Annotated in this window: 18 protein-coding genes; 6 read left to right on the top strand and 12 right to left on the bottom strand. The window is 66.5% G+C overall.

The window, feature by feature from the left end:
• Positions 1 to 15: 15 nt before the first annotated feature.
• Together GGR73_RS14595 and GGR73_RS14600 are read right to left on the bottom strand one after the other, a co-directional pair.
• Entirely contained in the window at positions 16 to 720 is a 705-nt protein-coding gene (locus GGR73_RS14595; protein ID WP_184457574.1) for a 2OG-Fe(II) oxygenase, read from the bottom strand.
• A gap of 120 nt (positions 721 to 840) precedes the next feature.
• A complete protein-coding gene (locus GGR73_RS14600; protein ID WP_024939140.1) occupies positions 841 to 2,181 on the bottom strand; it encodes an outer membrane protein transport protein in 1,341 nt (446 codons plus the stop codon).
• Between the two features lie 217 nt (positions 2,182 to 2,398).
• Between GGR73_RS14600 and GGR73_RS14605 the strand changes: the two genes are divergently transcribed.
• The 3 genes from GGR73_RS14605 (at position 2,399) to GGR73_RS14615 (ending at position 4,488) form a co-directional block, all read left to right on the top strand.
• Positions 2,399 to 3,091 carry a rhomboid family intramembrane serine protease gene (locus tag GGR73_RS14605; RefSeq protein WP_024939139.1) on the top strand — a complete coding sequence of 231 codons (693 nt, stop codon included), beginning with the start codon at positions 2,399 to 2,401 and terminating at the stop codon, positions 3,089 to 3,091.
• A 90-nt stretch (positions 3,092 to 3,181) separates the two neighbouring features.
• Positions 3,182 to 3,502 (top strand): DUF1820 family protein, encoded by a 321-nt coding sequence (locus tag GGR73_RS14610; RefSeq protein ID WP_016901574.1) that lies wholly within the window; start codon positions 3,182 to 3,184, stop codon positions 3,500 to 3,502.
• Positions 3,502 to 4,488: a D-2-hydroxyacid dehydrogenase family protein gene (locus GGR73_RS14615; protein ID WP_184457576.1), complete on the top strand. Its 987-nt coding sequence runs from the start codon at positions 3,502 to 3,504 to the stop codon at positions 4,486 to 4,488. The genes GGR73_RS14610 and GGR73_RS14615 overlap by 1 nt, the downstream gene beginning before the upstream one ends.
• Before the next feature lie 201 nt (positions 4,489 to 4,689).
• Here the strand turns inward: GGR73_RS14615 and GGR73_RS14620 are convergent, their stop codons facing one another.
• Both GGR73_RS14620 and GGR73_RS14625 read right to left on the bottom strand, forming a co-directional pair.
• A complete protein-coding gene (locus GGR73_RS14620; RefSeq protein WP_184457579.1) occupies positions 4,690 to 6,198 on the bottom strand; it encodes a S41 family peptidase in 1,509 nt (502 codons plus the stop codon).
• 141 nt (positions 6,199 to 6,339) lie between these two features.
• Positions 6,340 to 7,638, bottom strand: a complete 1,299-nt coding sequence (locus GGR73_RS14625; RefSeq protein WP_184380621.1) for a murein hydrolase activator EnvC family protein — start codon at positions 7,636 to 7,638, stop codon at positions 6,340 to 6,342.
• Positions 7,639 to 7,735: 97 nt separating this feature from the next.
• On the opposite strand from GGR73_RS14625, the gene GGR73_RS14630 reads away from it, so the two are divergent.
• Positions 7,736 to 8,392, top strand: coding sequence for a DUF4097 family beta strand repeat-containing protein (locus tag GGR73_RS14630; protein WP_046345204.1), 657 nt, complete (start codon positions 7,736 to 7,738; stop codon positions 8,390 to 8,392).
• A 60-nt stretch (positions 8,393 to 8,452) separates the two neighbouring features.
• Positions 8,453 to 10,249: a M28 family metallopeptidase gene (locus tag GGR73_RS14635; RefSeq protein ID WP_104553579.1), complete on the top strand. Its 1,797-nt coding sequence runs from the start codon at positions 8,453 to 8,455 to the stop codon at positions 10,247 to 10,249.
• A gap of 361 nt (positions 10,250 to 10,610) precedes the next feature.
• Here GGR73_RS14635 and GGR73_RS14640 read toward each other — a convergent pair whose 3' ends face one another.
• The 4 genes from GGR73_RS14640 to GGR73_RS14655 all read right to left on the bottom strand — a co-directional run bounded on the left by GGR73_RS14640 (position 10,611) and on the right by GGR73_RS14655 (position 15,836).
• Complete coding sequence (locus GGR73_RS14640; RefSeq protein ID WP_046345206.1) at positions 10,611 to 11,060, bottom strand: PepSY domain-containing protein; 450 nt, start codon at positions 11,058 to 11,060, stop codon at positions 10,611 to 10,613.
• 337 nt (positions 11,061 to 11,397) lie between these two features.
• Positions 11,398 to 12,459, bottom strand: a complete 1,062-nt coding sequence (locus tag GGR73_RS14645) for a glycoside hydrolase family 5 protein (protein ID WP_054591745.1) — start codon at positions 12,457 to 12,459, stop codon at positions 11,398 to 11,400.
• 513 nt (positions 12,460 to 12,972) lie between these two features.
• Entirely contained in the window at positions 12,973 to 13,962 is a 990-nt protein-coding gene (locus tag GGR73_RS14650) for a glycoside hydrolase family 5 protein (protein WP_184457943.1), read from the bottom strand.
• Positions 13,963 to 14,762: 800 nt separating this feature from the next.
• The gene (locus GGR73_RS14655) at positions 14,763 to 15,836 is read right to left on the bottom strand and encodes a glycoside hydrolase family 5 protein (protein WP_184457581.1); all 1,074 of its coding nucleotides are present in this window, start codon (positions 15,834 to 15,836) and stop codon (positions 14,763 to 14,765) included.
• Positions 15,837 to 16,144: 308 nt separating this feature from the next.
• Here GGR73_RS14655 and GGR73_RS14660 point away from each other — a divergent pair, with 308 nt between their 5' ends.
• Positions 16,145 to 17,203, top strand: a complete 1,059-nt coding sequence (locus GGR73_RS14660) for an NAD(P)-dependent alcohol dehydrogenase (RefSeq protein WP_016901586.1) — start codon at positions 16,145 to 16,147, stop codon at positions 17,201 to 17,203.
• Positions 17,204 to 17,390: 187 nt separating this feature from the next.
• Here the strand turns inward: GGR73_RS14660 and GGR73_RS14665 are convergent, their stop codons facing one another.
• The 4 genes from GGR73_RS14665 to GGR73_RS14680 all read right to left on the bottom strand — a co-directional run bounded on the left by GGR73_RS14665 (position 17,391) and on the right by GGR73_RS14680 (position 25,815).
• Positions 17,391 to 18,476 (bottom strand): acyltransferase family protein, encoded by a 1,086-nt coding sequence (locus GGR73_RS14665; protein ID WP_184457583.1) that lies wholly within the window; start codon positions 18,474 to 18,476, stop codon positions 17,391 to 17,393.
• A gap of 625 nt (positions 18,477 to 19,101) precedes the next feature.
• Positions 19,102 to 20,583 carry an FAD-dependent oxidoreductase gene (locus GGR73_RS14670; protein WP_104608601.1) on the bottom strand — a complete coding sequence of 494 codons (1,482 nt, stop codon included), beginning with the start codon at positions 20,581 to 20,583 and terminating at the stop codon, positions 19,102 to 19,104.
• 176 nt (positions 20,584 to 20,759) lie between these two features.
• Positions 20,760 to 25,232, bottom strand: coding sequence for a glutamate synthase large subunit (gltB, locus tag GGR73_RS14675; protein ID WP_184457584.1), 4,473 nt, complete (start codon positions 25,230 to 25,232; stop codon positions 20,760 to 20,762).
• A gap of 202 nt (positions 25,233 to 25,434) precedes the next feature.
• Complete coding sequence (locus tag GGR73_RS14680) at positions 25,435 to 25,815, bottom strand: I78 family peptidase inhibitor (protein ID WP_016901590.1); 381 nt, start codon at positions 25,813 to 25,815, stop codon at positions 25,435 to 25,437.
• Positions 25,816 to 25,840: the final 25 nt, after the last annotated feature.

A 25,840-nucleotide genomic window follows, 5' to 3' on the forward strand; every position in this document is an offset into this window, starting at 1 on the left:
CTTACCAATCCCCAATCACGAATCCCCGCCGTACAAGGCACTCGCCGACTGGAACAGGATCCAGCTGGTGGCGATGAACTTGTCGCCGCCGACCGGGCGGTTGCCGCGGTGGGTGTGGGTGAAGGCGGTGGGGGCGATCAGCAGGCTGCCGGTGCGCGGGCGGGCCTTGCGCTGCTGGAACAGGAATTCGGTTTCGCCCTGTTCGAACTCGTCGTTGAGGTACAGCGTCCACAGCAGATGCCGGTGCAATGTGTCGGCGCTGGCATCGCGTGGATACAGCTCGCAATGCCAGTAGGGATAGCCGCCCTGGTCGGCGGTGTACCACTGCAGGTTGATCGCGCCCGGACGCAGGCAGGTACGGGCCAGGTCGCCCAGCGCCTGGTCGCTCATCTGCGCGATGTCCTCGGCCACCAGCCGGTGCGGGCTACCGTCGGCAGTGGTGACCTGCAGCATCAGCGGTGAGATCAGGGCTTGTGGATAATGCCGCAGATAGGTCAGCACGCCTTCGAACACCGCTTGCTGCAGGCGGTTTTCCACCGCCGCCCACTCGGCTACGCTGCTGATGCGCAGGTCGCGGCTGTGTTTGAGTTCGGGAAACACGCCGCCACCGATACGGCCGGGATGCAGCTGCTGGCTGTCGCGCATGCGTTGCACGATGGCGGCGCAATCCTCGCGCGAGACGGCGTTGTCGGTGATCTGGATGAAGTCGGGTTGGCTCATGCGCACGACCATAGCAACCTGCGCTACCGCCTGCACAGCGCGCCCGGCGGCGCGCGCAAGGCAGCAAAGAAAAACCCCGCCGAAGCGGGGTTTTTCGTTACACGCGTTGGGCTACGACGATCAGAACTTGTAGTTGACCGAAGCGGCCAGCACGTCGCCCTTCACCTTGTAGCTGCCCGCCAGGCGGTCGCCGGTGGCACTGCGGGTGTCGCTGGTCGGGTCGCTGGTGAACAGGTGGGTGTAACCGAAGTTATATTCGGCCTGCTGCGACGGACGCCAGCTCAGACCCAGCGAGACCCACTTGCGGCTCGCATCCGGCACGCGCACGTCGCGGTGCTCGGCGGTGGTCGGGGTCTGGTCGTACGCCAGGCCGCCACGCAGGGTCAGCGTCTCGCTCATGCGGTAGTCGGCACCGATCGAGGCGAAGGTGGTGTCGCGGTAGGAGAAGTCCAGCACGCTGTCGGGCTGGTTGGAGGCGAAGTCCACCGTCACCTGGTCGAACTTGCTCCAGGCGGTGCGGGTGACGTCGGCCATGATCGACCACTGCTCGTTCACGTTGTGGGTGAAGCTGGCGGTGGCGCTGGCCGGCAGCTTGACGGTGGCGCGGCCCTTGGTGTCGACGAAGGTGCCCGGCGCGGCAACGCCCAGGACTGCCGCAGCCGGACCCGGCACGGTGAAGTCGGCATCGCCGTCGGTGATCTTGTGTTCCACTTCCGAGCGGTAGCTAAAGCCGATGTGGGTGTTCTCGTCGATGCTGAACAAGCCGCCGAGGGTGAAGCCCACTTCGGTGCTGTCGCCCTTGATGCGCGAGTAGCCATCGGCATTGCCCGGCGCGAAGCCCGGCACGCGGCGCGCGGCCAGCACGCTGCCGAAATCGACCGCATTGGCCAGGTCGATATCCAGACGCTCGGCGAACACCGAGGCACCGAAGGACACGTACGGGTTCACGTCATAGGAGAACGCGACATTGAAGTCGATCGCCTGCAGCTCGGTCTTGGTGCCGTGGTAGCGGCCGACCCAGTCGCGGTCGTATTCGGTCTTGAAGCCGAACGGCACGGTCAGCGAGGTACCCAGGTGCATGTTGTCGTTCTCGCCGAACGGCACGTGGAAGTACATCGCCGGGACCGGCGCGATCATGCCGGCGTCGCCGCCATTGCCGCCGGAGACCGGGGCGCCGTTGGCGTAGGTGGCGGTGTCGGGCTGGAACTTGGCCGAGAAGCTGATGGCGCTGACGTCGGCCTGGAACAGGCGACCGTCCAGCTGGCGCATGCCGGCCGGGTTGTTGGCGATGATCGAGGCATCGTCCGGGGCGCTGCCCGAACCGGCGAAGGCACGGCCAAGACCCTTGGCGCTGTTTTCCTTCAGCTGGAAGGCGGCGCCGTGGGCCTGGCCAACGGCGAGTACGCCGGCAATACCGACGGCCAACAGGGTGGCGCGGCTGAGAGTGGAAGCGGTAGACATAAGGTGGTGCTCTCCGGATAAAGACTGCAGTGGTCGGTACAGCGCCCGCGCCCAGCGCCAAGTGGCTGCTGGAGCGCGCCGGAGACCCCCCCCCGACATACGACGCCGTACGCAGTATACCCACCACAATTAACCGAACAATAACGAAGCACGTTTTGATCGTCTGGACAGGTTAGGGATGGGTTCAGGAGCGTGAACCCGCTAGAGTGCCACTCCGATGTTCGTCTCTCTCCCTTCCCGCAAGAAACCCACCCCGCGCTGGGCAGTGCCGTTGCTGTTCGCAGCCGTCTGGCTGGCCTACCTGTGGTCGATCAGCCGGCCCGGCGAGGCGCGCAATACGCTGTGGCTGGACTGGGGCGCGCTGTCCAGCGGCGTGTCCAACCTGGGCGACTGGTGGGCGACACTGCGCGACGGTAGCGTGCTGCGGCTGTTCACCGCGTTGTTCCTGCATGCGGACTGGTCGCACCTGCTCGGCAACCTGGTGTTCCTGCTGATCTTCGGGCTGCCGGCCGAGCGCATCCTCGGGCCGTGGCGCCTGCTGTTGCTGTTCCTGGTCGGCGGCGCGGCCTCCAATCTGGCGGCGATCTTCGCGATCGGCACCCCGGACCGGGTGATCATCGGCGCCTCGGGCGCGGTGTCGGCGTTGATCGGCACCTATCTGGCACTGTTTCCCGGCGCCAAGCTGGGCGTGGTGCTGCCGCTGGGGCTGTTTCTGGAATTCATCCGGGTACCGGCGCCGTTGCTGATCGGCGCCTGGGCGCTGCTGCAGGTGGTGTTCGCCTATATCGGCCCGGCCTTCGGCATGGTGGCGTGGTCGGCGCATATCGCCGGGTTCGTGTTCGGCATCGTGTACGGGCTGTATGTGCGCGCGGCGATCGCGCGGCGGCTGCGCAAGCGCCACGGGTTCTAGCGCGGCGGCAATCGTGCAGGGGCACCGGAGCGCCGTGTTGCGCCGGCTGCGCGCTGCGTCGCTGCGCGGTGGCGCGCCTATAATCGCCGCATGTCCAAGCCTCTGTACAAAGTCACCTTCCTCAATCACGGCAAGGTCTACGAGCTCTACGCCCGCCAGGTCACCGGCAGCCATCTGTGGGGCTTCAACCAGATCGGCGAGCTGGTGTTCGACGTGCACGACGGGCTGGTGGTCGACCCCACCGAAGAGCGCCTGCGCGAAGAGTTCGGCAACACCAAGACGCTGCACCTGCCGATGCAGAGCATCGTGCGCATCGAGGAAGTCGAGAAGAAGGGCCAGTCGGTGATCCGCGATGCCACCACCGGCGACAAGGTGGTCACGCCGTTCCCGTTGCCGACCAAGCCGCGCTGATGCGCATCCTGGTGCCCGACGATTACCAGGGCGCCGTGCGTCACCTGCCCTGCCTGCAGCGCCTGCACGGCCACGATGTGCAGGTGCTGGGCGCGCTGGCCACCGACCCCAACGAATGGGCCGAGCGGCTGGTCGAAGCCGATGCGCTGGTACTGATCCGCGAACGCACCCGCGTGGACGCCACGCTGTTGCGGCGACTGCCGCGACTCAAGTTGATCAGCCAGACCGGCCGGATCGGCGCGCATGTGGATGTGGCCGCGTGCACCGAGTTCGGAGTGGCGGTGGCCGAAGGCGTCGGCTCGCCGGTGGCACCGGCCGAACTGACCTGGGCCTTGATCCTGTCGGCCAGCCGGCGCCTGGGCGAGTACCAGCGCGCGCTGCACCAGGGCCGCTGGCAGGCGCTGGGCGATCCCGGTCTGGGGCGCGCGTTGCATGGGCGCACGTTGGGCATCTGGAGTTACGGGCGCATCGGCCAGCGCGTGGCCGGCTTCGGGCGTGCATTCGGCATGCAGGTGCTGGTGTGGGGCGGCGAGGCCTCGTGCGCACAGGCCACGCGCGATGGCTTCGAAATCGCCGCCAGCCGGCAGGACCTGTTCGAACGCAGCGATGTGCTGTCGCTGCATCGGCGCCTGACCGCGCAGACCCGCCACCAGATCAACGCGCAGGATCTGGCCTGGATGCGTCCGGATGCGTTGCTGGTCAACACCAGCCGCGCCGAGCTGATCGCGCCCGGCGCCTTGCTGGCCGCGCTGGATGCGGGCCGGCCGGCACAGGCGGCGGTGGATGTATTCGAACGCGAGCCGGTGCTGGATCCGCGCGACCCGCTGCAGCAGCATCCGCGCGTGCTGGCGACGCCGCATCTGGGCTACGTGGAAAGCGACAGCTATGCGCTGTACTTCGAAGCAGCGTTCGACAATGTGCTGGCATTTGCCGCCGGTGCGCCGCGCAACCTGGTCAACCCCGAGGCATTGGCGATTACGCGATAGCGCGTGGTTGACGCGGTGATCGTGCGCTTGGGGAGGCTTGTCGCGACAGGGGTCGCTCCTACAAGCGCCTTGGGATCCAAACCCGCCGGCGCTGTGGCGGCCGGGTGATCCAGGGATGCTTGCAGGTGGCGTGGCAGTGCCGATGCGTAGCGATCGGGCCTGGCGCGCAGCGGGTGATTCACCCGCTGCGCTGTGGCCGGATTACTTGACCGGTTCGGCCGGCGCAGGCGCGGCAGGTTCCACCGGCGGCGCGGGCTTGGCCTTGTCGGCCGATTCGCTCGGCTTGTCGGCAGGCTTGGGCTTGTCGGCTGCTGCCGGGCGCGCGGCGGCCGGCCTGGGCTCGGCTGCGGTCTTGGCGGCCTTGGCCTTCTGCGCTGCCTGTGCCTTGGCCTTGAGCGCGGCTTGCGCCTTGGCCGCCGACCCGGGCTGCTTGAGCTCGGCCAGCGCGGAAGCGATCGGGCCATCGCCCGGCAGCACGTCGCCGGCTGTGTAGCCCTCCTCGCCTTCGGCATCGCCACGCAGATGGCCCGGCAGCGTGGCTTCGCTGAAGTCGGCCAGGCTGGCCGGCACGTCGGCATCGCCGGGCTGCGGTTCGGGGGTGAGCAGCACTTCCGGCACGATGCCGCTGGCCTGGATCGACTTGCCACTGGGGGTGTAATAGCGCGCGGTGGTCAGCTTGACCGAGTCGCCGTTGTCCAGCGGCAGCACGGTCTGCACCGAGCCCTTGCCGAAGGTGCGGCTGCCGATGATGCGCGCGCGCTGGTTGTCGCGCAGCGCGCCGGCCAGCACTTCCGAGGCACTGGCCGAGCCGGCGTCCACCAGCACCACCACCGGCGCGCCGCCGAGCAGATCGCCCGGGGTGGCGTCGAACTTGGCATCGCTGATGGAGATGCGCCCGCGCGTGCTGACGATGTTGCCCTTGTCGAGCAGGTCGTCGGCCACCTGCACCGCCGAGGTCAGCAGACCGCCCGGGTTGCTGCGCAGGTCCAGCACCAGGCCGCGCAACTTGCCGCCGGCCTGCAGCTGCTTGAGGTTCTTCTGGAAGTCGGCACCGGTGTCGGCCTGGAAGGTGCTGATGCGGATATAGCCATAGCCCGGCTCCAGCAGCTTGCTGCGCACGCTGGCCACGCGGATGGTCTGCCGCTGCAGGGTCACGTCGAACGGCTTGGGCGCCTTGTCGCGCACGATGGTCAGCACGACCTTGCTGCCGGATTCGCCGCGCAGCGGCTCCATCGCCTTGCTGGCGTCGATCGGCTTGCCGTCGATGGCCACGATGACGTCGCCGGCGCGGATGCCGGCACGTGCGGCCGGGGTGTCGTCGATCGGCGCGATCACCTTGAGCGTGTTGTCCTGCTGCTGCAGCAATTCCACGCCGATGCCGTCGTAGGCGCCGGTGGCCTGCTCGTCGAAGGCTTCGGCATCTTCCTTGTCGAAATAGGTGCTGTGCGGGTCCAGGTCCGAGAGCAGGCCGCGCACCGCGGCGTGCATCAGCTTCTTGTCCTCGACCGGGTCGACGTAGGCCTGCTTGACCGCGTTGTACACCGCCACGAAGCGGCGGATCTCATCCAGCGGCACCTTGGAGACGGCGGCTTCGTTGGCTTCCGGATCGTCCGCAGTGGCCTGGGCGGCGGCGGGACTGGCTTTCTGCGCCCAACCGGGTGAGGCGAACAACGCCAGCGACAGGGCAACGGACAGGACGGCTACGCGCATGAAGCACTCCGACAAAGAGACAAGACGCCCCGCAACGGAGCAGCCTGGATTATGCGCGAAGCCGCGGTAAATCCGCGTTGACTTGGCGGGGCCAGGTATGGCGGCGGTCATGCACCGGCACGCGCGCGGCGTGCGCGCCACTCAGCGGCGCTGCAACCAGCTCGACGGATCCACCGGCTGCCCGTTGCGACGCAGTTCGAAGTACAGCGCCGGCACGCCCTGCCCGCCCGAGCTGCCGACCTTGGCCACCGCTTCGCCGCGCTTGATCGACGCGCCGGCATCGCGCAACAGCGTGTCGTTGTGCGCGTACAGGCTCATGTAGCCGTTGCCGTGGTCCACGATCAGGATCATGCCGTAACCGGTCATCCAGTCGGAGAACACCACCGTGCCATCGGCCACCGCGGTGACGGTGCTGCCCTTGGGCGCGCCGATCAGCACGCCCTTGCTGGTATGGCCATCGGGCAAGGTGGCATTGAAGCGCGCCAGCAGGTTGCCCGCCACCGGCCAGCTCAGGCCGCCGACCTTGGGCGCCGGCGCACTGGCGATGACCTTGGGCGGGGTCTTGCCGGGACGCTCGGGGCGCTCGGTCTTGCTGCGTTTGGCCTGCGCGGCGGCTTCGGCGGCGGCGCGTCTGGCGGCGGCACGCCGTTCGGCCTCGGCCTTGGCAGCGGCCGCGCGCAGGTTGGCGAGCAGCTGCTCCAGCGACCTGGCGTCTTGGCCCAGGGCTTTTTCGCGTTCGGCGCGCTGTTTGTAGCGGTCGTCCAGCTGCGCGACCGTCGCCGCCTGCTGCGAGCGATCCTTCTGCAGCAATGCGGCCTGCGCCTTTTGCTGCGCACGCGCCGCATCCAGTGCCTGGCGACGGTTGGCGATGTCCTGCTCCACCTTGGTCAGCGCATCCAGCTGCGTGGTCAGTGCCTGGATGCGCTGCGCACGCGCGTTCTGCACGTAGCGATGATCGGCCAGCATGCGCGTGGCATCGCCCACGGTGTCCTGCGACAACAACACCTTCAACGGCGCGTTGCGGCCGACCTGGTCGGCGGCGCGCAATAGCGCAGCCAGCTGCACGCGCTGGTTCTGCAGGCCGCGCTGCAGCTGCGCACGCTCCTGCTGCAGCTTGCCCAGATGCTGTTCCTGCTCGCGCATCGCCGTTTCGGTCTCGCTCAACGCACGCGAGGTCCTGGCCACCTTCTCATCGGCCTGGCGCAGTTGCTGGGCGGCAGTGCCGCGCTTGCCTTCCAGCTCGCGGCGGTCGGCGCTGATGGTCTTGAGTTCGTCGCGCAGCTGCTGCAGTTTGCGCTCGGTTTCGCGCTGGCTTTGCGCACCGGCCGCGGTGCTGCCCAGCAGCGTGCAGGCCAGTACGGTCACCGTCAGCCACGCGCGGCAGCGGCCGGTGGCGGGGGCGGACGGCAGGCGCGAGCGCGGGGCGGGCGACAGGGGCAACGAAAGGTCCAGTGACTTCAGGCAGGTGCGCGATTGTAGCCAAGCATGGTGTGATCACCGCCACGCCCAAGACAGCCGCCGCCGCGCAAGGTTCAGCATGAAGCCCCAGCATCTTCTTCTGGCATTGTCCCTGGTCTGCGCAAGCGCCTGGGCCGACGAGGACATCAGCAAGGTCAACGGTCGCATCAGCGCCGAGGCCGGCAAGGTCTATGGCGGGCTGGACACCGTCAATGGCTCCATCGAGGTCGGCGCCGGCGCGCAGACCCGGAGCGTGGAAACGGTCAACGGCAGTATCCAGATCGGCGACAACGCTCGCACCGGCGATGTCTCCACGGTCAATGGCGCGATCACGCTGGGGCAGAAGGTGGTGGTATCCGGCGGGCTGGAGACGGTCAACGGCAGCGTGCTGGTGGAGCGCGGCAGCCGTATCAGCGGCGGTGTGGAAACCGTCAACGGCAGTATCGGCCTGGTGGAAACCGAGCTCGGCAAGGGCATCGAGACCGTCAACGGCGACATTACCGTCGGGGTGCGCTCGCATGTGCATGGCGGGATCGAGGTCACCAAGCCGAACTTCAGCTTTTCGTTCAAGCCTGCGCGCAAGCCGCGCGTGGTGATCGGCCCGGATGCGGTGGTCGATGGCCCGCTGGAGTTCGAGCGCGAGGTCAGCCTGTACGTGCACCGCACTGCGAAGATCGGTGCCGTCACCGGCGCCACCGCGCGCAGCTTCGACAGCGACGTGGCACCCAAGGACTGACGCGCTCACCACGGGGCCAGCGCCTAGAATCGGGGGACCTTCGCCGCACGAGGAGTCCCGATGCCCCGCAAGATCCTGTTGTGCCTGGCCGCGACGCTGGCCCTGGCCGGCTGCAAGCGCGAATCCGCCGACGCACCAAGCGCGCCCGCCGCACAGGCGCCGGTGGACACGGCGGCCAGCGCACCGGTCAGCCGCCACACCTTTTCGCCGGAGCTGACCGGCGACGACTTTGCCGAGTTGGTCAAGACGCTGGCCTCGGACGAATTCGAAGGACGCGGCCCCGGCACGCCGGGCGAAGAGAAGACCGTCACCTACATCCGCGACCAGATGCAGCGCATCGGCCTGCAGCCGGGCAACGGCGACAGCTGGTTCCAGGACGTGCCGATGGTGGAAACCACCGCCGATGCAGCCACCGCACCCAGCCTGCGCAGCGGCGAGCAGACCCGCACCCTGGCCTTCGGCACCGACATCGTGGTCGGCACCCGCACCGGCCAGGCCGAGGTCAAGCTGGACAACAGCGAGCTGGTATTCGTCGGCTACGGCGTGGATGCGCCCGAACAGCAGTGGAACGATTACGCCGGCCAGGACTGGAAGGGCAAGACGGTGGTGATGTTCGTCAACGACCCGGGCTTCCATACCGGCGATGCCAAGCTGTTCGACGGCAAGCGCATGACTTACTACGGCCGCTGGACCTACAAATTCGAGGAAGCCGCCCGCAAGGGCGCGGCCGCCGCGCTGATCGTGCACGACACCCCGGGCGCCAGCTATGGCTGGGACGTGGTCAAAAATTCCTGGGCCGGCCCGCAATACGACCTGCCGGCCAAGGACGATCCCGATCCGCGCCTGCCGGTACAGGGCTGGATCAGCGCCGAGACCGCCAAGCAGCTGTTCGCCAATGCCGGGCTGGATCTGGCGCAGGCCTACAAGGACGCCAGCAAGCGTGGCTTCAAGCCGGTGCCGTTGAAGGCCAGCTGGTCGGTGGACCTGAAGAGCACGATCGCGGAGAAATCCTCGCGCAACGTGGTCGGCGTGCTGCCGGGCAGCAGCCATGCCGACGAGGCGGTGCTGTACATGGCGCACTGGGATCACCTGGGCAAACACCCGGGCGAGAGCGGCGACAACATCTATAACGGCGCGGTGGACAACGCCACCGGCGTGGCCGGCATTCTCGAGATTGCCGACGCGTTTGCGCATCAGGATCCCAAGCCGGCGCGGTCGGTGGTGTTCGTTGCGGTGACGCTGGAAGAATCCGGCCTGCTCGGTTCCAAGTACTACGTGGCCAACCCGAGCTTTCCGCTAGACAAGATCGCGGCGGTGATCAACCTGGATGCGATGTCGGTGGCCGGGCGCGCACGCGATGTCACCGTGGTGGGCATGGGCAGTTCGGAGCTGGAAGACATCCTCAAGCCGATCGCCGCGATGCAGGGCCGCACCCTGCATGCCGAAGCCACGCCGCAAAGCGGCTCGTATTTCCGCTCGGATCATTTCAACTTCGCCAAGGCCGGTGTGCCGGCGCTGTATGCCGATGGCGGCGAAGACCTGCGCGAGGGCGGTACTGCGGCCGGGCGCGCGGCCGCCGAAGACTATGGGCGCAATCGCTATCACGCCCCGGGCGACGAATACGATGCGGCCAGCTGGAAGCTCGATGGCACCATCGAAGACCTGCAGGCGGTGTATGGCGTGGGCAAGGAGGTGGCCGCCGGCCAGCGCTGGCCCAACTGGTATGCCGGCAACCCGTTCAAGGCTGCGCGCGATCGCATGATGGCCGGCAAGCCCGCTGCGGGCGCCGCGGCAGCGGCGCCTGACGCCGAAAAGGACGCAGCTGCCGAGGGCAAGAAGGCGGCGCCGGTACGTTGAACGACGCCAGCACCGCATGCGATGTCATGCAGCTACTGCATGGCGTCGTGATGCGGCCTGCAAGGGGAGCGGTAGCGCCGCGCGCGCGTATCGCGATCAACGTAAAGGGCCTCCTGTTGGAGGCCCTTTGTGTTGGTTCGTCCTGGTCGTGACGGTTGCGGACGAGGTCACGATCCGTGTCGATGCAGTGCATCGATGCGTCAGATCACGTGCCGCCTCCCACTGAAGTATGTCTGTTCGTCGGTGCTCTTCTGAGAGAGGATGCCACCGGTCTGGGAGAGGCCTTCAATCGTGCTGCCGACAACGCGTTGCCATCAACGCGGCGCATTGTCGGCGCGCCGCCGACTCCGGGGTGCGTTGGTCAATCGTTATCCACGCTCACCACGTGACCGTCATCCGGATCGACATGCAGATCCACCTTCTGCCCACCGCGTTGCTCGGCATCGGCCTTCCACAAGCCGTCTTCGAACTTGAGGTCGTGCACGTTGGAATAGCCGCCGGCCGACAGCGCGGCGCGGATATCGGCCTCGCTCAGTTTGGAAGTGGTCTGGTCGCCGTACACGCGGCCGGTCACCGGATCGATACGCACATCCACGTCCTTGCCGTCGCCGCTGCGTGCGTCGGCGGTCCACACGCCATGTTCGAACTTGACGTCGTGCACCTTGGTATAGCCCTTGTCGGTCAGCATGCTGGTGACCTCGCGGGAGGTCAGCGCCTTGGCCGGCTTGTCGGCGGCGGCCTGCGCAAACGCGCCCTGCGCTGCCAATGCGAGTGCGCCGATCAGCGCGGTCTTCATCAGTCGATGTGCCATGTGATGCTCCTGCAGTGAAGTGCGCCCATGCTGGACGCGGTCTTATCGCTGCCAGGTGAATGGCCGTCAAAAGCCGCAGCAAGAGTTCAGTGAGCTCAAGCTTCGGTGATGAAGCGCTCGGGGTGCGTCCGATGGCGCACGCACGTTCGCACGTTCATCAGCCAGTGGTTTGCGGCATTGCGGCGCAATGGGCGCGTAGTGTGCTGGGAGCGACGTAAACGGTGTCACATCGAAACCGTCCTGCCCGGCCTGTCATCCAATAGATAGCCAGTGCGAAGATGCAAAAGAAGCGAGCCGCCTTGCGGCGGCTCGCTCGACTCAACCCACCTGCCTCACGTCACGGAATGGCGCGTGTGGCGCGCACCGCCTGCGGCGAGAGGATGGACATCTGCGGCTTGTCGGTGCCGTCCTTGTTAGGATGCACGCTGTACTGATAACTGACATTCCACCACGAACCGGCGGCCCACCAGGTCCAGCCCGACCAGACATCTGCATTGGCATCGATATAGCGGAGCATGCCGCGCAGTGCCTCATTGCAGACGGGATTGTTGGCGGTGCCGAATTCGCCCAGAAACCCGCGCCTGTGGTTGGTGCGCAGCCACTCGGTGAAACTACGCAGACGCTCGACACCGATGGTGGCACTGACGCAGACATTGGTGGTGCCGCTGGAATCGGCATCCAGGTATTGATGCACTTCGAACGCGTAGCGATCGAGCGGATCGTAGATCGAAACCAATGCGGTTGCGTTGGAATAGCCATCGTTGGTGGGCGAATACCAGCTGTGCGCACCGGTCCATAATGCGCCCGGCACCAGAATCAGGTTGTTCGCACCGGTGGCACGAATCGCATTGATGCCTGCCTGTGCAGTGGCAGCCCAGGCGCTGGCCGAGACGCCATTGGGCTCATTCATCAGCCCGAAGATCACCGCATTGTCGCTGGGAAACGCCAGCGCAAGGCGGCGCCACAAATCGGCGAATGTGGCGATCGGCACTTCGTCGCCACCGATCTTGTAACCGTAGTATTTGCCGTAATTGTGGATGTCCAGCACCAGATACATGCCCGACGCCTTTGCGCGTGCCACGGCTTGCTGCACCAGGGCCAGTTGGGTCGGATCCAGTTCACCGCGTGCACTGGGCTGCAGACGTTCCCACAGCACCGGCAGGCGGATCGTGTTCATACCGACGCCGGCGAAATAGGTGTAATCGCTGGCCGAGGCATACATATAGTCCTTATTGAGGACGCCGGGTTTTTTGGACGATGCGAATTCGGCGCCGGATAAATTGACGCCGGCATACGTCAGTGCGCGTGTTTGTGCGTAGACGGGTGCGAATGTGCCGAACAGAATGCAGAGCAGGGCGCAGCGGAAAACGGTGCGCAGCGTTTGAGAGACAGCAGACATGAAACAACTCCTTCGACGACGGGGATGGTGTGTCGCAGCGGTTTGCGTGCGATCTGCGCGAGGTGCGCCACACCTGTCGTAACCAATGCATCTGCCGTGCCTAAACGCTCACCACATCGAATGTGAATTAAATGTGTAGGCTGGGTCGCAGTCACTTACCGCAAGGGTCACGTTCTGGAACAGCACGCTGTGACGCGCCGCGCTGAAAAGCGGTCGCGCACGCTTGTCGACACCGCCATCGCATGCATGGCGCTGTCGAAAAATCGGCGGATGGATACGCTCGCCGTCAACGGCGCGGCGCCGGATCACCGACGCTGCACTGCTGTTGCGCACGCACACGCAGCGAGCGCTAGAGCGCGTGCTGAGTGCTGGCGTTTTGCTGCGTGACGACTGTGCTCACCGCGACTGGGCACGGCTGTTGCCGGGCATCGGCATATACCGGGTGTACATGCGTGAGCTGGGTGCTTGCTGCGCAGCGTGCGACGGTTGCCCATCGCACGCTGCTTGCTCCGACTACTGGGTGATGCGTTTTGCGCGCGCGCTCAGGATCGACATCTGCGGCTTGTCGCGGCCCTGCGCATCGGGCTGCACGTTGAAGGGGTAGCTGCGGTTCCACCACGCGCCGGCGGCCCACCAGGTCCAGCCCACCCATACGTCGCGGTTGGTTTCCAGATAGCCCAGCATGCCGTTGAGTGCGCTATTGCAGGTGGCGTTGTTGCCGGTACCGAACTCGCCGAGAAAGCCCTGCTTGTGATTCAGACGCAGCCATTGGGTGAAACTGCGCAGGCGGTCGGCACCGGCGGTGCTGCTGACGCAGCCGGCGCTGGTGCCGCTGGAGTCCGTATCCAGATACTGATGCACTTCGATGGCGTAGCGATTGAGCGGGTCGCGAATGGAGGCCAGCGCCACCGCGTTGGACTGGCCGGCAACGGTGGAATACCAGCTGTGCGCGCCACTCCATAGCGCGCCGGGCACCAGGATCAGATTGTTGGCACCGGTCTTGCGGATGGTGTCGATCGATGCCTGCGCGGCATTGGCCCATGATTGCGGATTGATGTCGTAAGGCTCGTTCATCAGCCCGAAGATCACGCTGTTGTCGTTCTTGAAGGCGATCGCCAGGCGTCGCCACAGATCGTTGAAGGTGCTGATCGGCACGCGCGCGCTGCCGATCTTGTTGCCGTAATACCGGGCGTAGTTGTGGATATCCAGGATCAGGTACACCTTGGCCGCCTTTGCGTTGGCCACGGCCTGGCGGATCAGTGCCAGCTGCGCCGCATCCAGCTCGCCTCCGGCCTTGGGTTGCAGGCGCTCCCACAGGATGGGCAGCCGGACGATGTTCATGTGTTTGCCGGCGAAGTAGCGGTAATCGCTGGCGGCTGGATACAGGTAGTCGACGTTGAGCACCCCGGGCTTTTGCGAGGATTTGATTTCGGCACCGGAAAGATTGACGCCTGCGTACTTCAGGCGGTTCTGTGCCTGTGCGAACGGCACACCTGCAAGCAGCACGATGACAAGCAGCAGCAATGACAACGCACGGCTGGACAGCCGGCGCGTCGGCGTGGGGGAGGGCAGCATGGGTGACTCCTGAAACATTCGCGGGGGAGATGCATTGCCCTGGCGTGGACCTGCCGCGTGCATGACGACACTGCATCGCGTTTCACCCTAAGCGCATCGAGACATTCAAACTACGAATGCGAGCTATCACTTAATTGGAGCTGTGAGCGACTTCGCGTTTATTGCCAAACATGCGCACGCTTTGTTGTGGTAAGGCGACACCGCACGGTCACGCGCATTGCATGCCGATTGCAATCTGCGCCGAATGGCTGCGGAACGCCGCCTCCCGCATCGCTGGACCGCCATGGTGCGATCGCAACGTTGCAGGTCGATGGCGCCGTGCGCCTGGCAGTGGTGCGCATCGCAATTGCGACGTACGCCGCATTGCGCGGGGAATTATCAGAACGCAACGCGCAACGCGCGGCGCAGCACCTGCCATCGCCACCGTGCTGCTGCGCGATCAACGCGCACGCACATGCAAAAGTCACCTAGTGCGGTCGCGCAACCTCGGCACTTGCCATGTGCACCGCGCACTAGGTGTGGGCGGCGTCATGCTTTTGGCAGCGGGCAGCCAGTGCACCTGCTGCAATAAGAAGATCGGATTGCGGCTGAGATGGATGCAGCGCGCGGTCTGCAATCGTTGGTGGATGTCATCGGTGACGCGTGGCAGGACAGGGCGCATGGCGCGCAAAAAAAAACGGTGGCCGCAGCAACCGCTGCGACCACCGTGATCGACCTTCCCGCGCGGCTTACTTGGTCGCGCGGCGGGCGTACTTGCTCAGAATCGACATCTGCGGCTTGTCGCTGCCGTCCTTGCCCGGCTGCACGGTGAAGAAATACTCCGGCTTCCACCAGGCGCCAGCGGCCCACCAGGTCCAGCCCAGCCACACGTCGCTGTTCTTTTCCATGTAGGTCAGCATGCCTTCCAGCGCCTGGTCGCAGACCGGATTGTTGGCGGTGCCGAACTCGCCCAGAAAGCCCTTCTGCTTGTTCTCGCGCAGCCATGCGGTAAAGCCGCGCAGCTTTTCCTCGCCGACCGTGGCGCTGGTGCACACCGGCTTGGTGCCGCTGTAGTCGTTGTCCAGATATTGGTGCGCTTCGAAGGCCAGGTTATTGGCCGGGTCCTTGAGGATTTCCAGCGCCTTGGCATTGGAGACGCCATAGTTGGAGCTGCGCCAGCTGTGCGCGCCGCTGTAGGCGGTGCCCGGCACCAGGATCAGGTTTCTGGCGCCGGTCTTGCGGATCGCGTTGATCGCACCTTGCGCCGCACTCGCCCAATCGGTGGCGGAAATGCCGTTGGGCTCGTTCATCAGCCCGAAGATCACCGACTTGTCGTCCTTGAATTCGAGCGCCAGCCGGCGCCACAGATCTGCCACCGCCCCGGTGGGCACCTCGCTGCTGCCGATGCGCTTGCCGTTGTACTTGGCGTAGTTGTGCACATCCAGGATCAGGTACTGCTTGTTGGCCTTGGCCGCATCCACCGATTTCTTCAGCAGCGCCAGTTGCGCCGAATCCAGATCGCCGTTGAGCTGTGGTTGCAGGCGTTCCCACAGGAACGGCAGGCGAATCGTATTCATGCCCTTGCCGGCGAAATAACTGAAGTCCGACGCGGCCGGGTAGGTGTAGTCCTTGAACAGCGTGCCGGGCTTCTTGCGTGAGTTGAACTCGGCGCCGGACAGATTGACGCCGACATACTTCAGGCCGCTGGATTCCTTTCCGGGGCGCGCATGCTCCTTGGCGTGCGCCAGCGGCAGTACGGCCAGCAAGGTCAGTGCGAGTGCGGCACTGCGCAAGGATGGGAGGTTGGGGGGAGAGCGGAACATGGAAGCCTCCTTCGGCATCGACGTAGGCGGCCGCAGGGGGAGGGCACGGCCAGCAGGGATGGTGCAGCGCAGGACGGTGGTTGGTCAGCGTAGAAGCTCCGGCGTTAGCGCGCCATTCACGCCGGCGAACGCCGATTTGATCGCGCGCAAACACCCGCAGGGCGCACCATGCCGCTGCGGTCGCGTCCGCAACCCGCCAGGCAAGACGCACTGTCGCATGAGTGCGACAGGCGCCTGTCTTAAGCTAGCGCCACCCTTTTTTAGTCTCCCGCACTGTCGCGGGGGACGTCACATCTGGAGTCTCCCCCATGAGCCAAGCCCACGCGTACGCCGCCCAAACTGCCGATCAGCCGCTTGCACCGTTCGTGTTCGAACGGCGTGCGCCCGGCCCCAACGATGTGCAGATCGATATCGCCTACTGCGGCGTGTGTCACTCGGACCTGCACACCGCACGCAACGAATGGCACAACACGCGTTATCCGTCGGTGCCCGGCCACGAGATCGTCGGCCGCGTCACCGCGGTCGGCGATGCGGTCACCGGCTTCAAGGTCGGCGATCTGGCCGGCGTCGGTTGCATGGTCGACAGCTGCCGCAGCTGCGCGTCCTGTCAGGAAGGCGAAGAACAGTATTGCGAGCAGGGCTTCACCGGCACCTATAACGGCCCGATGTTCGGTGGCGGCGAGAACACCTACGGCGGCTATTCGGACCACATCGTGGTCGACCAGAAATACGTGCTGCGCATCTCGCACAGCGACAACCTGGCCGCAGTGGCGCCGCTGCTGTGCGCCGGCATCACCACGTATTCGCCGCTGGCGCACTGGAAGGTCGGTCCCGGTCAGAAGGTGGGCGTGGTCGGTCTGGGCGGCCTGGGCCACATGGCGGTGAAGATCGCCAAGGCGATGGGCGCCACCGTGGTGCTGTTCACCACCTCCGAGAGCAAGCGCGCCGATGCGCTGCGCCTGGGCGCCAGCGAAGTGGTGGTGTCCAAGGACGAGGCGCAGATGGCCGCACAGGCCAACACGCTGGACTTCATCCTCAACACCGTGGCCGCGCCGCACAACCTGGACCCGTTCCTCAATGCGCTCAAGCGCGACGGCGCGATGGTGCTGGTGGGCGTGCCCGAGGAGTCGCATCCTTCGCCGAGCGTGTTCAATCTGGTGATGAAGCGCCGTACTCTGGCAGGCTCGTTGATCGGCGGCATCCGCCAGACCCAGGAAATGCTGGATTTCTGCGCCAAGCACAACATCGTTTCGGACATCGAAACCATCCGCGCCGACCAGATCAACGAGGCCTACGAGCGCATGCTCAAGAGCGACGTGAAGTACCGCTTCGTGATCGACATGGCCACGCTGGACAAGGCGGCCTGATCGCCTGGCCTGCAGCCCTGCCACAGGGCTGCGGGTCGGTTGCCTGCGCTACGGTGGCCCAGGTGATGCGGCATGGAATGCATCACCCGGGTTAGGACGGCGGTGTGTGTTCGTATGACCGCACGAAATCAGCCGTACCAGTCGGATCGGCAGCGCCGCTGGGCGGCACTGCCGGCATGGACTCCGGCTATGCGGACACCGGCGAGGCATGCAGCTTGCCGGCGACAGGCAAGCTGCGTGGGCGACGCACCGGCAGCGGTGCGGAGAACAGCAGATTCAGCGCGGGCAGGCGGCCCGGTGCACGCAGCAGGCACAGCACCGCCGGCGCCAGCACGCCGACACTCAATAAGGCGAAAAACAGCACCGTCCCCTCATCGATCCAGCGCGGCAGCAGGTAGGCCAGCACGATGAACGGCGGAAAGTGGCTCAGGTAGAACACCACCGAGTTGCGGCCCACATAACGGATTGCCTGCGCGGCCGGTTGCCGGTTCGCCCACATCGCCGCGGTGATCAGCAGCGGCAGCGCGACCAGCACCAGCGGCAGGTAGCCGATCCAGATGCTGTGCAGCGCGGTGAGATTGGCGATCAGCACGATGGCGCACAGGCTCAGGCACGACAGCGGCCAGATCCAGCGCGGTGCCTGCCGCAGCAGGGCCGGCACCCGGCCGGCCAGCAGCGTGCCGATGTAGAAGAACGCAAAGTAATAGAACGGATCGGCACCCTGACGCAGCAGCGGACCCAGGCAAACCGAGCCCAGCACGGTCGCGGCCAGGACCAACGGCGCCGGCAGCCGGCGCAGCAAGGGCATCAGCACCAGAAACACGAACAGGTAGAACAGGAACCAGGTCAGTGCCACGTTGCCGACTGCGATCTTGCCCAGGTCCACCCAGGCGATGGGTTCGGCCTTGGCCAGCACCGATCCGGCCTCGCGCAGGGCGAAGATCAGCACCGACCAGAGCAGGTAGGGATACAGCACGTGCCGCAGCTTGCCGCCGAGGTAGGGCGCGATGCCCTTGTCCAGCCCACGCGCCACGAACAGGCCCGAGAGCAGAAACATCAGCTGCATGCGCAGCGGCGCCAGCGAGCGGTTGAGGCGCTCGATCGACAGCATCAGTGCGCTGCTTTCTTCAGCAGCGCCGCCGCGCAGTTCCGGGTAGGCATCGAAGGCAAAGCCGTAGGCGTGCAGCACGATCACCATCAACACGCTGGCACCGCGGAGCCAGTCCACCCAGTCGTCGCGTCCGTATTGGCCGGTAGTGAGTTGCTGTGTCATGAGGTTGCTTCCTTGGTGGGGCCCACGGCTTCGCCGCCGCGGGGCGCGGCGACAGATGAATGAGGTCTGGGGTCCGCGGCGGCGGTATCGCGCACCGGGATGGGACCGACTGCCGTCATTGCCGAGGACATCCGGCTCGACGCAGGGCGTGCTGCGCGTCGCTGGTGAGTCGGCAGCATCGCGTTGGACGGCGACAGCAGATATGTGACTTAAATCACACTTCTAGAGTGGGTGCAATCGTCGAGGCTGCAGATCGATGCGGGCCCGGGCGCATGCCGATGGCAGGCTCAAGCGTGTGTGCGAAAGGCTGCATGGCGGCTGCGCGCTTGCGTTTTGCTGGCACTCCCGTCCGGCGCGCCGTGTGTCCAGCGAGATGCCGATCGCGGAATGCGATATCGGCGTTGCGCCACGAGGCGTGTGGCCTGCGTGGCAAGCAGGTGGAACCCTGGGGCATGAGTCAGGCGAGAGTCTGGTCGCCTACAGGAGCGTTTTCCGCGCGGTAGGTCGCGGTGGATGCGCTGCATCGAGCAGCGTCATGCGGCCTGGCCGCCAACGCAGCGTGCGGGTTGCCCGCACGCGAGCCGGTAACCAGCGGTGGGCGCTGAGCCCACGCGCTGGTCGGCACTCAGGCCGCGGCCGGTTCCTTGACCTGCGCCTTGACGCCCAGCAGCTGCACGATGCTGCCGGCCGCATCGCGGCCTTCGGCCACCGCGGTGACCACCAGGTCGGCGCCGCGCACGCAGTCGCCACCGGCGAACAGGCGCGGGTTGCTGGTCTGGTAGGGCAGGCGGCCGTTGTCGTCGGCCGGTGCGACGATGCGGCCGTTGCTGCCGGCTTCCACGCCCTGCGCTGCCAGCCAGTCGGGCAGGGTCGGCGAGAAGCCGAAGGCGATGATCACCACGTCCGCCTCCAGCAGCGATTCGCTGCCTTCCACCGGTACCGCGTTGCGCCGCCCGCTGGCATCGGGCTCGCCGAGCCGGGTTTCCACCACGGTCACGCCGATCGCCTCGTCGTCGGCGCCGGATTCGATCGACAGCGGCTGACGGTTGAACAAAAAGCGCACGCCTTCCTCGCGCGCGTTGGCGACCTCGCGTGCCGAACCCGGCATGCTGGCCTCGTCTCGCCGGTACGCGCAGGTGACCTTGGCCGCACCCAGGCGGATGGCGCTGCGCACGCAGTCCATGCCGGTGTCGCCGCCGCCCAGCACCACCACGCGCTTGCCGTTGAGATCGGGCAGCGCCATCTGGTCTTCCCAGCCGGCGATCGGCCGGCCGTGCGGGTCGTTGCCGCTGACGATGCGGCTGTTCTGCACCAGGAACGGCAATGCCGGCAGCACGTTCTTCAGGTCCTGCCCGGGCAGCCCGCCATCGGTGTAGCGGTAGGCACCGGTACCCAGGAACACCGCATCGAACTCGCTCAGCAACTGCTCGATGCTGACGTCGCGGCCCACTTCCACGCCCAGGCGGAACTGCACGCCCATGCCTTCGAGGATCTCGCGGCGCTTGCCGATCACCGACTTGTCCAGCTTGAAGCTGGGAATGCCGAACTGCAGCAGGCCGCCGATCTGCTCGTAGCGGTCGTAGACCACCGCCTCGATGCCGGCACGCACCAGGCGGTCCGCGCAGGACAGGCCGGCCGGGCCGGCGCCGATCACCGCCACCCGCCAGCCGCTCGGCTGCACGTTGCCCAGGTCCGGGCGCCAGCCCATCTTGAAGGCGGTATCGACGATGTATTTTTCCACCGCGCCGATGGTGACCGCGCCGAATTCCTCCAGCGTGCAGCTGCCTTCGCACAGGCGGTCCTGCGGACACACCCGCCCGCACACTTCCGGCAGCGGATTGGTGGAGTGGCACAGCGCGGCGGCTTCTTCGATGCGGTTTTCCTGCACCAGCTGCAGCCACTGCGGGATCGCGTTGTGCACCGGGCATTTCCAGCTGCAGTACGGATTGCCGCAGTCCAGGCAACGGCCGGACTGGTACTGCGCGTCGGCCTTGTCGAACTTGCCGTACAGCTCGCCCCAGTCACCGGACGTACGCAGCTCCACCGGAATGCGCGTGGGCATGGTCCGGGGCAGGTCGAGGAATTGGAAGGCTTGCTTGCGGCTCATAGGGCTGGGATTCGGGAGTTGGGATTGGGGATTTGCAACAGCGGGCGACGGGGGGCGGACGCGGTGCGAATCTCGAACAAACAATCACGACGCTGGAAGGCCGGGAGTGGAGATTCGGGAATCGGGATTCGCATAGCTTGAGCGAATCCCCAATCCCGATTCACCAATCCCGTCACTCAGGCGGCACGCCTGAGCGACTCTGTCAGCGACTCGATGCTGGCGGCCTTGGGTTTGACCAGCCAGAACTTGCCGATGTAGTCGCGGAACTCGTCCAGGATCTGCTGCGCCCAGATGCTGCCGGTCAGCTCGCGGTGGCGGCTGATCAGGGTGTGCAGGTGCTGGCGATGGTTCTCGAAGCCCTCGGCGGAGACGCGGTGGATGTCGATCAGTTCGTGGTTGTAGCGGTCCACGAAGTCGCGTTCGATATCCAGCACGTAGGCCAGCCCGCCGGTGAAACCGGCGCCGAAGTTCAGGCCGACCTTGCCCAGCACCAGCACCACGCCGTCGGTCATGTACTCGCAGCAGTGGTCGCCGGCACCTTCCACCACCGCCAGCGCGCCGGAGTTGCGCACCGCAAAGCGCTCGCCCGCCCGCCCGGCCGCGAACAGCTCGCCACCGGTGGCGCCGTACAGGCAGGTGTTGCCCACGATCGGCGTGCTGCGCGCCTCGAAGCGCGCCCCGCGCGGCGGGCGCACCACCAGCCGGCCGCCGGCCATGCCCTTGCCGACGTAGTCGTTGGCTTCGCCTTCCAGCTCCAGCTGCAGGCCACCGGCGTTGAACGCGCCGAAGCTCTGCCCGGCGGTGCCGCGGAAGCGCAGGTTCAACGGCGCATCGCTCATGCCGTGATTGCCGTGCACGCGTGCGATGGCGCCGGACAGGCGCGCGCCGATCGAGCGGTCGGTGTTGTGGATCAGGAAGCGGTGGTCGCCGCCGCGCTTGTTGGCGATCGCATCGGCGAGCAGGCCGTCCATCTGCGTGGCCAGGCTATCGGGCGATTCGTACAGGCGCTGGGCGGCGCAGTGGCTGCCGTCGTAGCGGGCATGCGTCAGCAGGCGCGACAGGTCGACCTTGACGCCGGCACGCGGGGAGACCTCCAGCTGTTCGAGCAGGTCGGTGCGGCCGACGATGTCGTCCAGCGAACGCACGCCCAGGTAGGACAGCCACTGACGCACTTCCTCGGCCAGCAGGCGGAAGAAATGCTCCACGCGCTCCGGCAGGCCGGTGAAGTAGTTCGCGCGCAGGCGCTCGTCCTGGGTGGCCACGCCGGTGGCGCAGTTGTTGAGGTGGCAGATGCGCAGGTACTTGCAGCCCAGCACGATCATCGGCGCGGTGCCGAAGCCGAAGCTGTCGGCGCCCAGCAACGCGGCCTTGACCACGTCCAGGCCGGTCTTCAGGCCGCCGTCGGTCTGCAGGATGGTGCGCTCGCGCAGGTCGTTGGCCACCAGCGCCTGGTGCGACTCGGCCACGCCCAGTTCCCACGGCACGCCGGCATAGCGGATCGAGCTGACCGGGCTGGCCCCGGTGCCGCCGTCGTGGCCGGACACGGTGATCAGGTCGGCACCCGCCTTGACCACGCCGGCGGCAATGGTGCCGACGCCGGCATGGGCCACCAGCTTCACCGACACCAGCGCGGTCGGGTTGACCTGCTTGAGGTCGTAGATCAGCTGGGCCAGATCCTCGATCGAATAGATGTCGTGGTGCGGCGGCGGGCTGATCAGGCCGATGCCGGGCTTGGCGTAGCGCAGCCGCGCGATCAGCTCGTTGACCTTGTGGCCGGGTAGCTGGCCGCCTTCGCCGGGCTTGGCGCCCTGGGCGACCTTGATCTGCAGCACTTCGGCGTTGACCAGGTATTCCGGGGTCACGCCGAAGCGGCCGGAGGCCACCTGCTTGATCTTGGAGCGCTTCTCGGTGCCATAGCGCGCCGGGTCTTCGCCGCCTTCGCCCGAATTGCTGCGCCCGCCCAGGCGGTTCATCGCGATGGCCAGCGCCTCATGCGCTTCGGGCGACAACGCGCCCAGGCTGATCGCGGCGGTGTCGAAGCGACGCAACACATCTTCGGCCGGGGCCACCTCGTCCAGCGGGGTCGGGGTGTCGGCACGCTTGAGCTGGACCAGATCGCGCAGCGTGGAGGCCGGGCGCGCATGCACCGCGTCGACGTACTTCTGCCAGTCGCCGGCATCGCCGGTGCGGGTGGCGCGCTGCAGCGTCATGACCACGTCGGGGTTGTACATGTGGTACTCGCCGCCGTGCACGTACTTGAGCAGGCCGCCCACTTCCGGCTTGAGCTGGTCGTTCCAGGCGCGTGCGGTGAGCTCGCGCGCCTCGGTATCCAGCCGTGACAGGCCCACGCCGCCGATGCGTGCGGGCGTCTCGGCAAAGCACAGCTCCACCACGTCCGGGTCCAGCCCGACGATCTCGAACAACTGCGCGCCGCGGTAGCTGGCGATGGTGCAGATGCCCATCTTGGAGATGATCTTGGACAGGCCCTTGTAGATGCCCTTGCGGTAGCGGCGGCCGATCTGCGACTGCTCGCCGCCCTTGCTCAGCTGCAGGATGCCGCGCCGGCCCAGGTCGAACAGCGTCTGGTAGGCCAGGTACGGATACACCGCGGTGGCGCCGAAGCCGAGCAGGCAGGCCATGTGGTGCGCATCGCGCGCGGTGCCGGTTTCGATGATCAGGTTGACGTCGCAGCGCAGGCCCACCTTGCACAGGTGGTGGTGCACCGCGCCGGTGGCCAGCAGCGCATGCGCCATCGGCCGGTCCGGGACCGGGTAGCGGTCCGATAGCAACAGCATGACGGCGCCGGCGCGCGCGGCCGCTTCCACTTCCTGGCAGATGCGTTCCAGGCCGGCCTTGAGGCCTTCCTCCACGCTGTAGGACAGGTCGATCAGGCGGTTGCGCTCGACGTACTGCTCCATCTTCAGCAGCTGGCGCAGCTTGCGCTGGCTGAGCACCGGCGAGTTGAGGATGACGTGGTTCACCGTCTCCGCGCCGGCGTGGAAGATGTTGGTCTCCTTGCCGAGCTGGGTGGTGAGCGACATCGCGATGCCTTCGCGCAGCGGGTCGATCGGCGGGTTGGTGACCTGCGCGAAGGCCTGGCGGAAGTAGTCGTACAGCGGCCGGGTCTGGCGGCTGAGCACCGCCATCGGGGTGTCGTCGCCCATCGAGCCGGTGGCTTCCTGCTCGGTCTCGGCCAGCGGGCGCAGGATCTGCTCCACTTCTTCGGTGCTGAGCTGGAACAGCTTGTGGTAACTGCGCAAGGTCTGTTCGCTGAAGGGTTCTTCCACCAGCGAGGGGTCGATCAGTTCGGTCTGCAGATAGGTCACGCCCTGCTGCAGCCATTGCTTGTACGGCGCGCGCGCACGGTTGATGCGGTCGATGGCGTCCGAGTCCAGCAGGTCGCCGCGCTTGAGGTCGATCGCCATCATCTCGCCCGGGCCGAGCTTGCCCTTGCGGGTGATGCGCTCAGCCGGCAGTTCCCACACGCCGGCCTCGGAGGCCACCAGGAAATGGCGGTCGGAGGTCAGCATCCAGCGCGCCGGGCGCAGGCCGTTGCGGTCGAGCATGCAGGCGGCATAGCGGCCGTCGCAGGCGACGATGCCGGCCGGGCCGTCCCACGGCTCGGTGTTGAGGCCGTAGAACTCGTAGAACGCGGCCAGGTCGGCGTCCTTGAACTCCAGCGACTGGGTCGCCGGCGGCACCAGGATGCGCAGCGCCTGCAGCAGGTCCATGCCACCGGCGATCAGCAGCTCGAGCATGTTGTCCAGGCTCTGCGAGTCCGAGCCGTGCATGGAGATCACCGGGTCGAACTCGGCGATGTCGAAACGCGGGGTCTGCCACACCTTGCTGCGCGCCTGCGCCCAGCGGCGGTTGCCTTCGATGGTGTTGATCTCGCCGTTGTGGGCGAGCAGGCGGAACGGATGCGCCAGCGGCCAGCGCGGCAGCGTGTTGGTGGAAAAGCGCTGGTGAAAGACGATCGCGCTGGAGGACAGGTCGCTGCGCTGCAGGTCCGGGTAGAACGTGCTCAGCTTGTCCGGCAGCACCATGCCCTTGTAGCTGATGCCGTTGGGCGAGAGCGTGGTGACGTAGAAGTTTTCCACCTCGCGCAGCGCCTGCTCGGCGCGGCGGCGCGCCAGGAACAGCGCCAGGGTGAAGCCGTCTTCGCTCTGCTCGGCACCGGCATCGACGAATACCTGTTCGATGCGCGGCAAGGTGTCGCGTGCCAGCTGGCCGCAGACGCTGTCGTCGGTGGGCACCACGCGCCAGCCGCGGAACTGCACGCCGGCGCTGTGCAACTGGGTTTCCAGTTCGGTGCGACAGCGTGCGGCATCGGCTTCGTCCAGCGGCAGGAACACCACACCGGCCGCGTAACGCGTGCCCAGGGCGATGCCGGCATCGCGCGCCAGCCCGCGCAGGAACGCATCGGGCTGGCGGATCAGCAGGCCGCAGCCATCGCCGGTGAGGCCGTCGGCCGCCACGCCGCCGCGGTGGGTCATGCGAGAGAGCGCCGCAATTGCGGTGTCCACCAGCGAGCGGGAAGGTTGGTCGTCCAACTGGGCGACCATGCCAAAACCACAGGCGTCGCGCTCATCGCGCGCGCTGTTGTAGAGACCGTGGTCGTTGAGCCCTTGGCGAGTGCGGGGGGCCATGTCTGCCTCTTTGCGATCTGGGAGAGCGGCGACGACGTTGCAGCGCTCGATCCGTGGAGCGTTTCGAAGAGGTCACCGGATGATCGACTAGACCACAGTTGATGCGGTGCCGCAATACACCGTTACAGCTGCAACGAGGGCGGCTGCAAGGCCTTGTGCCAGCTGGCTTGGCGCCTGTTCGTCAACAGGCGCCAACCTGTGCTCAGCCGCAACGCACCGAGGCGATCACGTTCTTGGCATCGACTTCCAGATTGAGCCGTTCGCCGTTGAACTCCATCGTGGTCATCTGGCCGGGTTTGAGCACGCGCACCGACTTGGCGCCTGCGTCTGTGCGGGCCTGGTCGCTCACCGCATCGGTCAGCGCCTGGCCCACCAGCGATTGCACCTGGGTGGCATCGCAGCTGCCGATCGGCGGCGCTTCGGGCGCGGCCGCCGGTGCCGGTGCGGCGGCCTGTTCGGCGGCTTGCTGCGCCTTGGCGGAGACGGCTTCCTGCTCGTCCGGTTGCGGCGAACCGCAGGCAGTCAATGCCGCCAGCACGACCAGGGTACAGGCCAGACGGGCGGTAGGCAGGACAGCGCGCATCGATGACTCCAGCACAGTAGGGGAG

Source organism: Xanthomonas sp. F14, assembly GCF_014199865.1.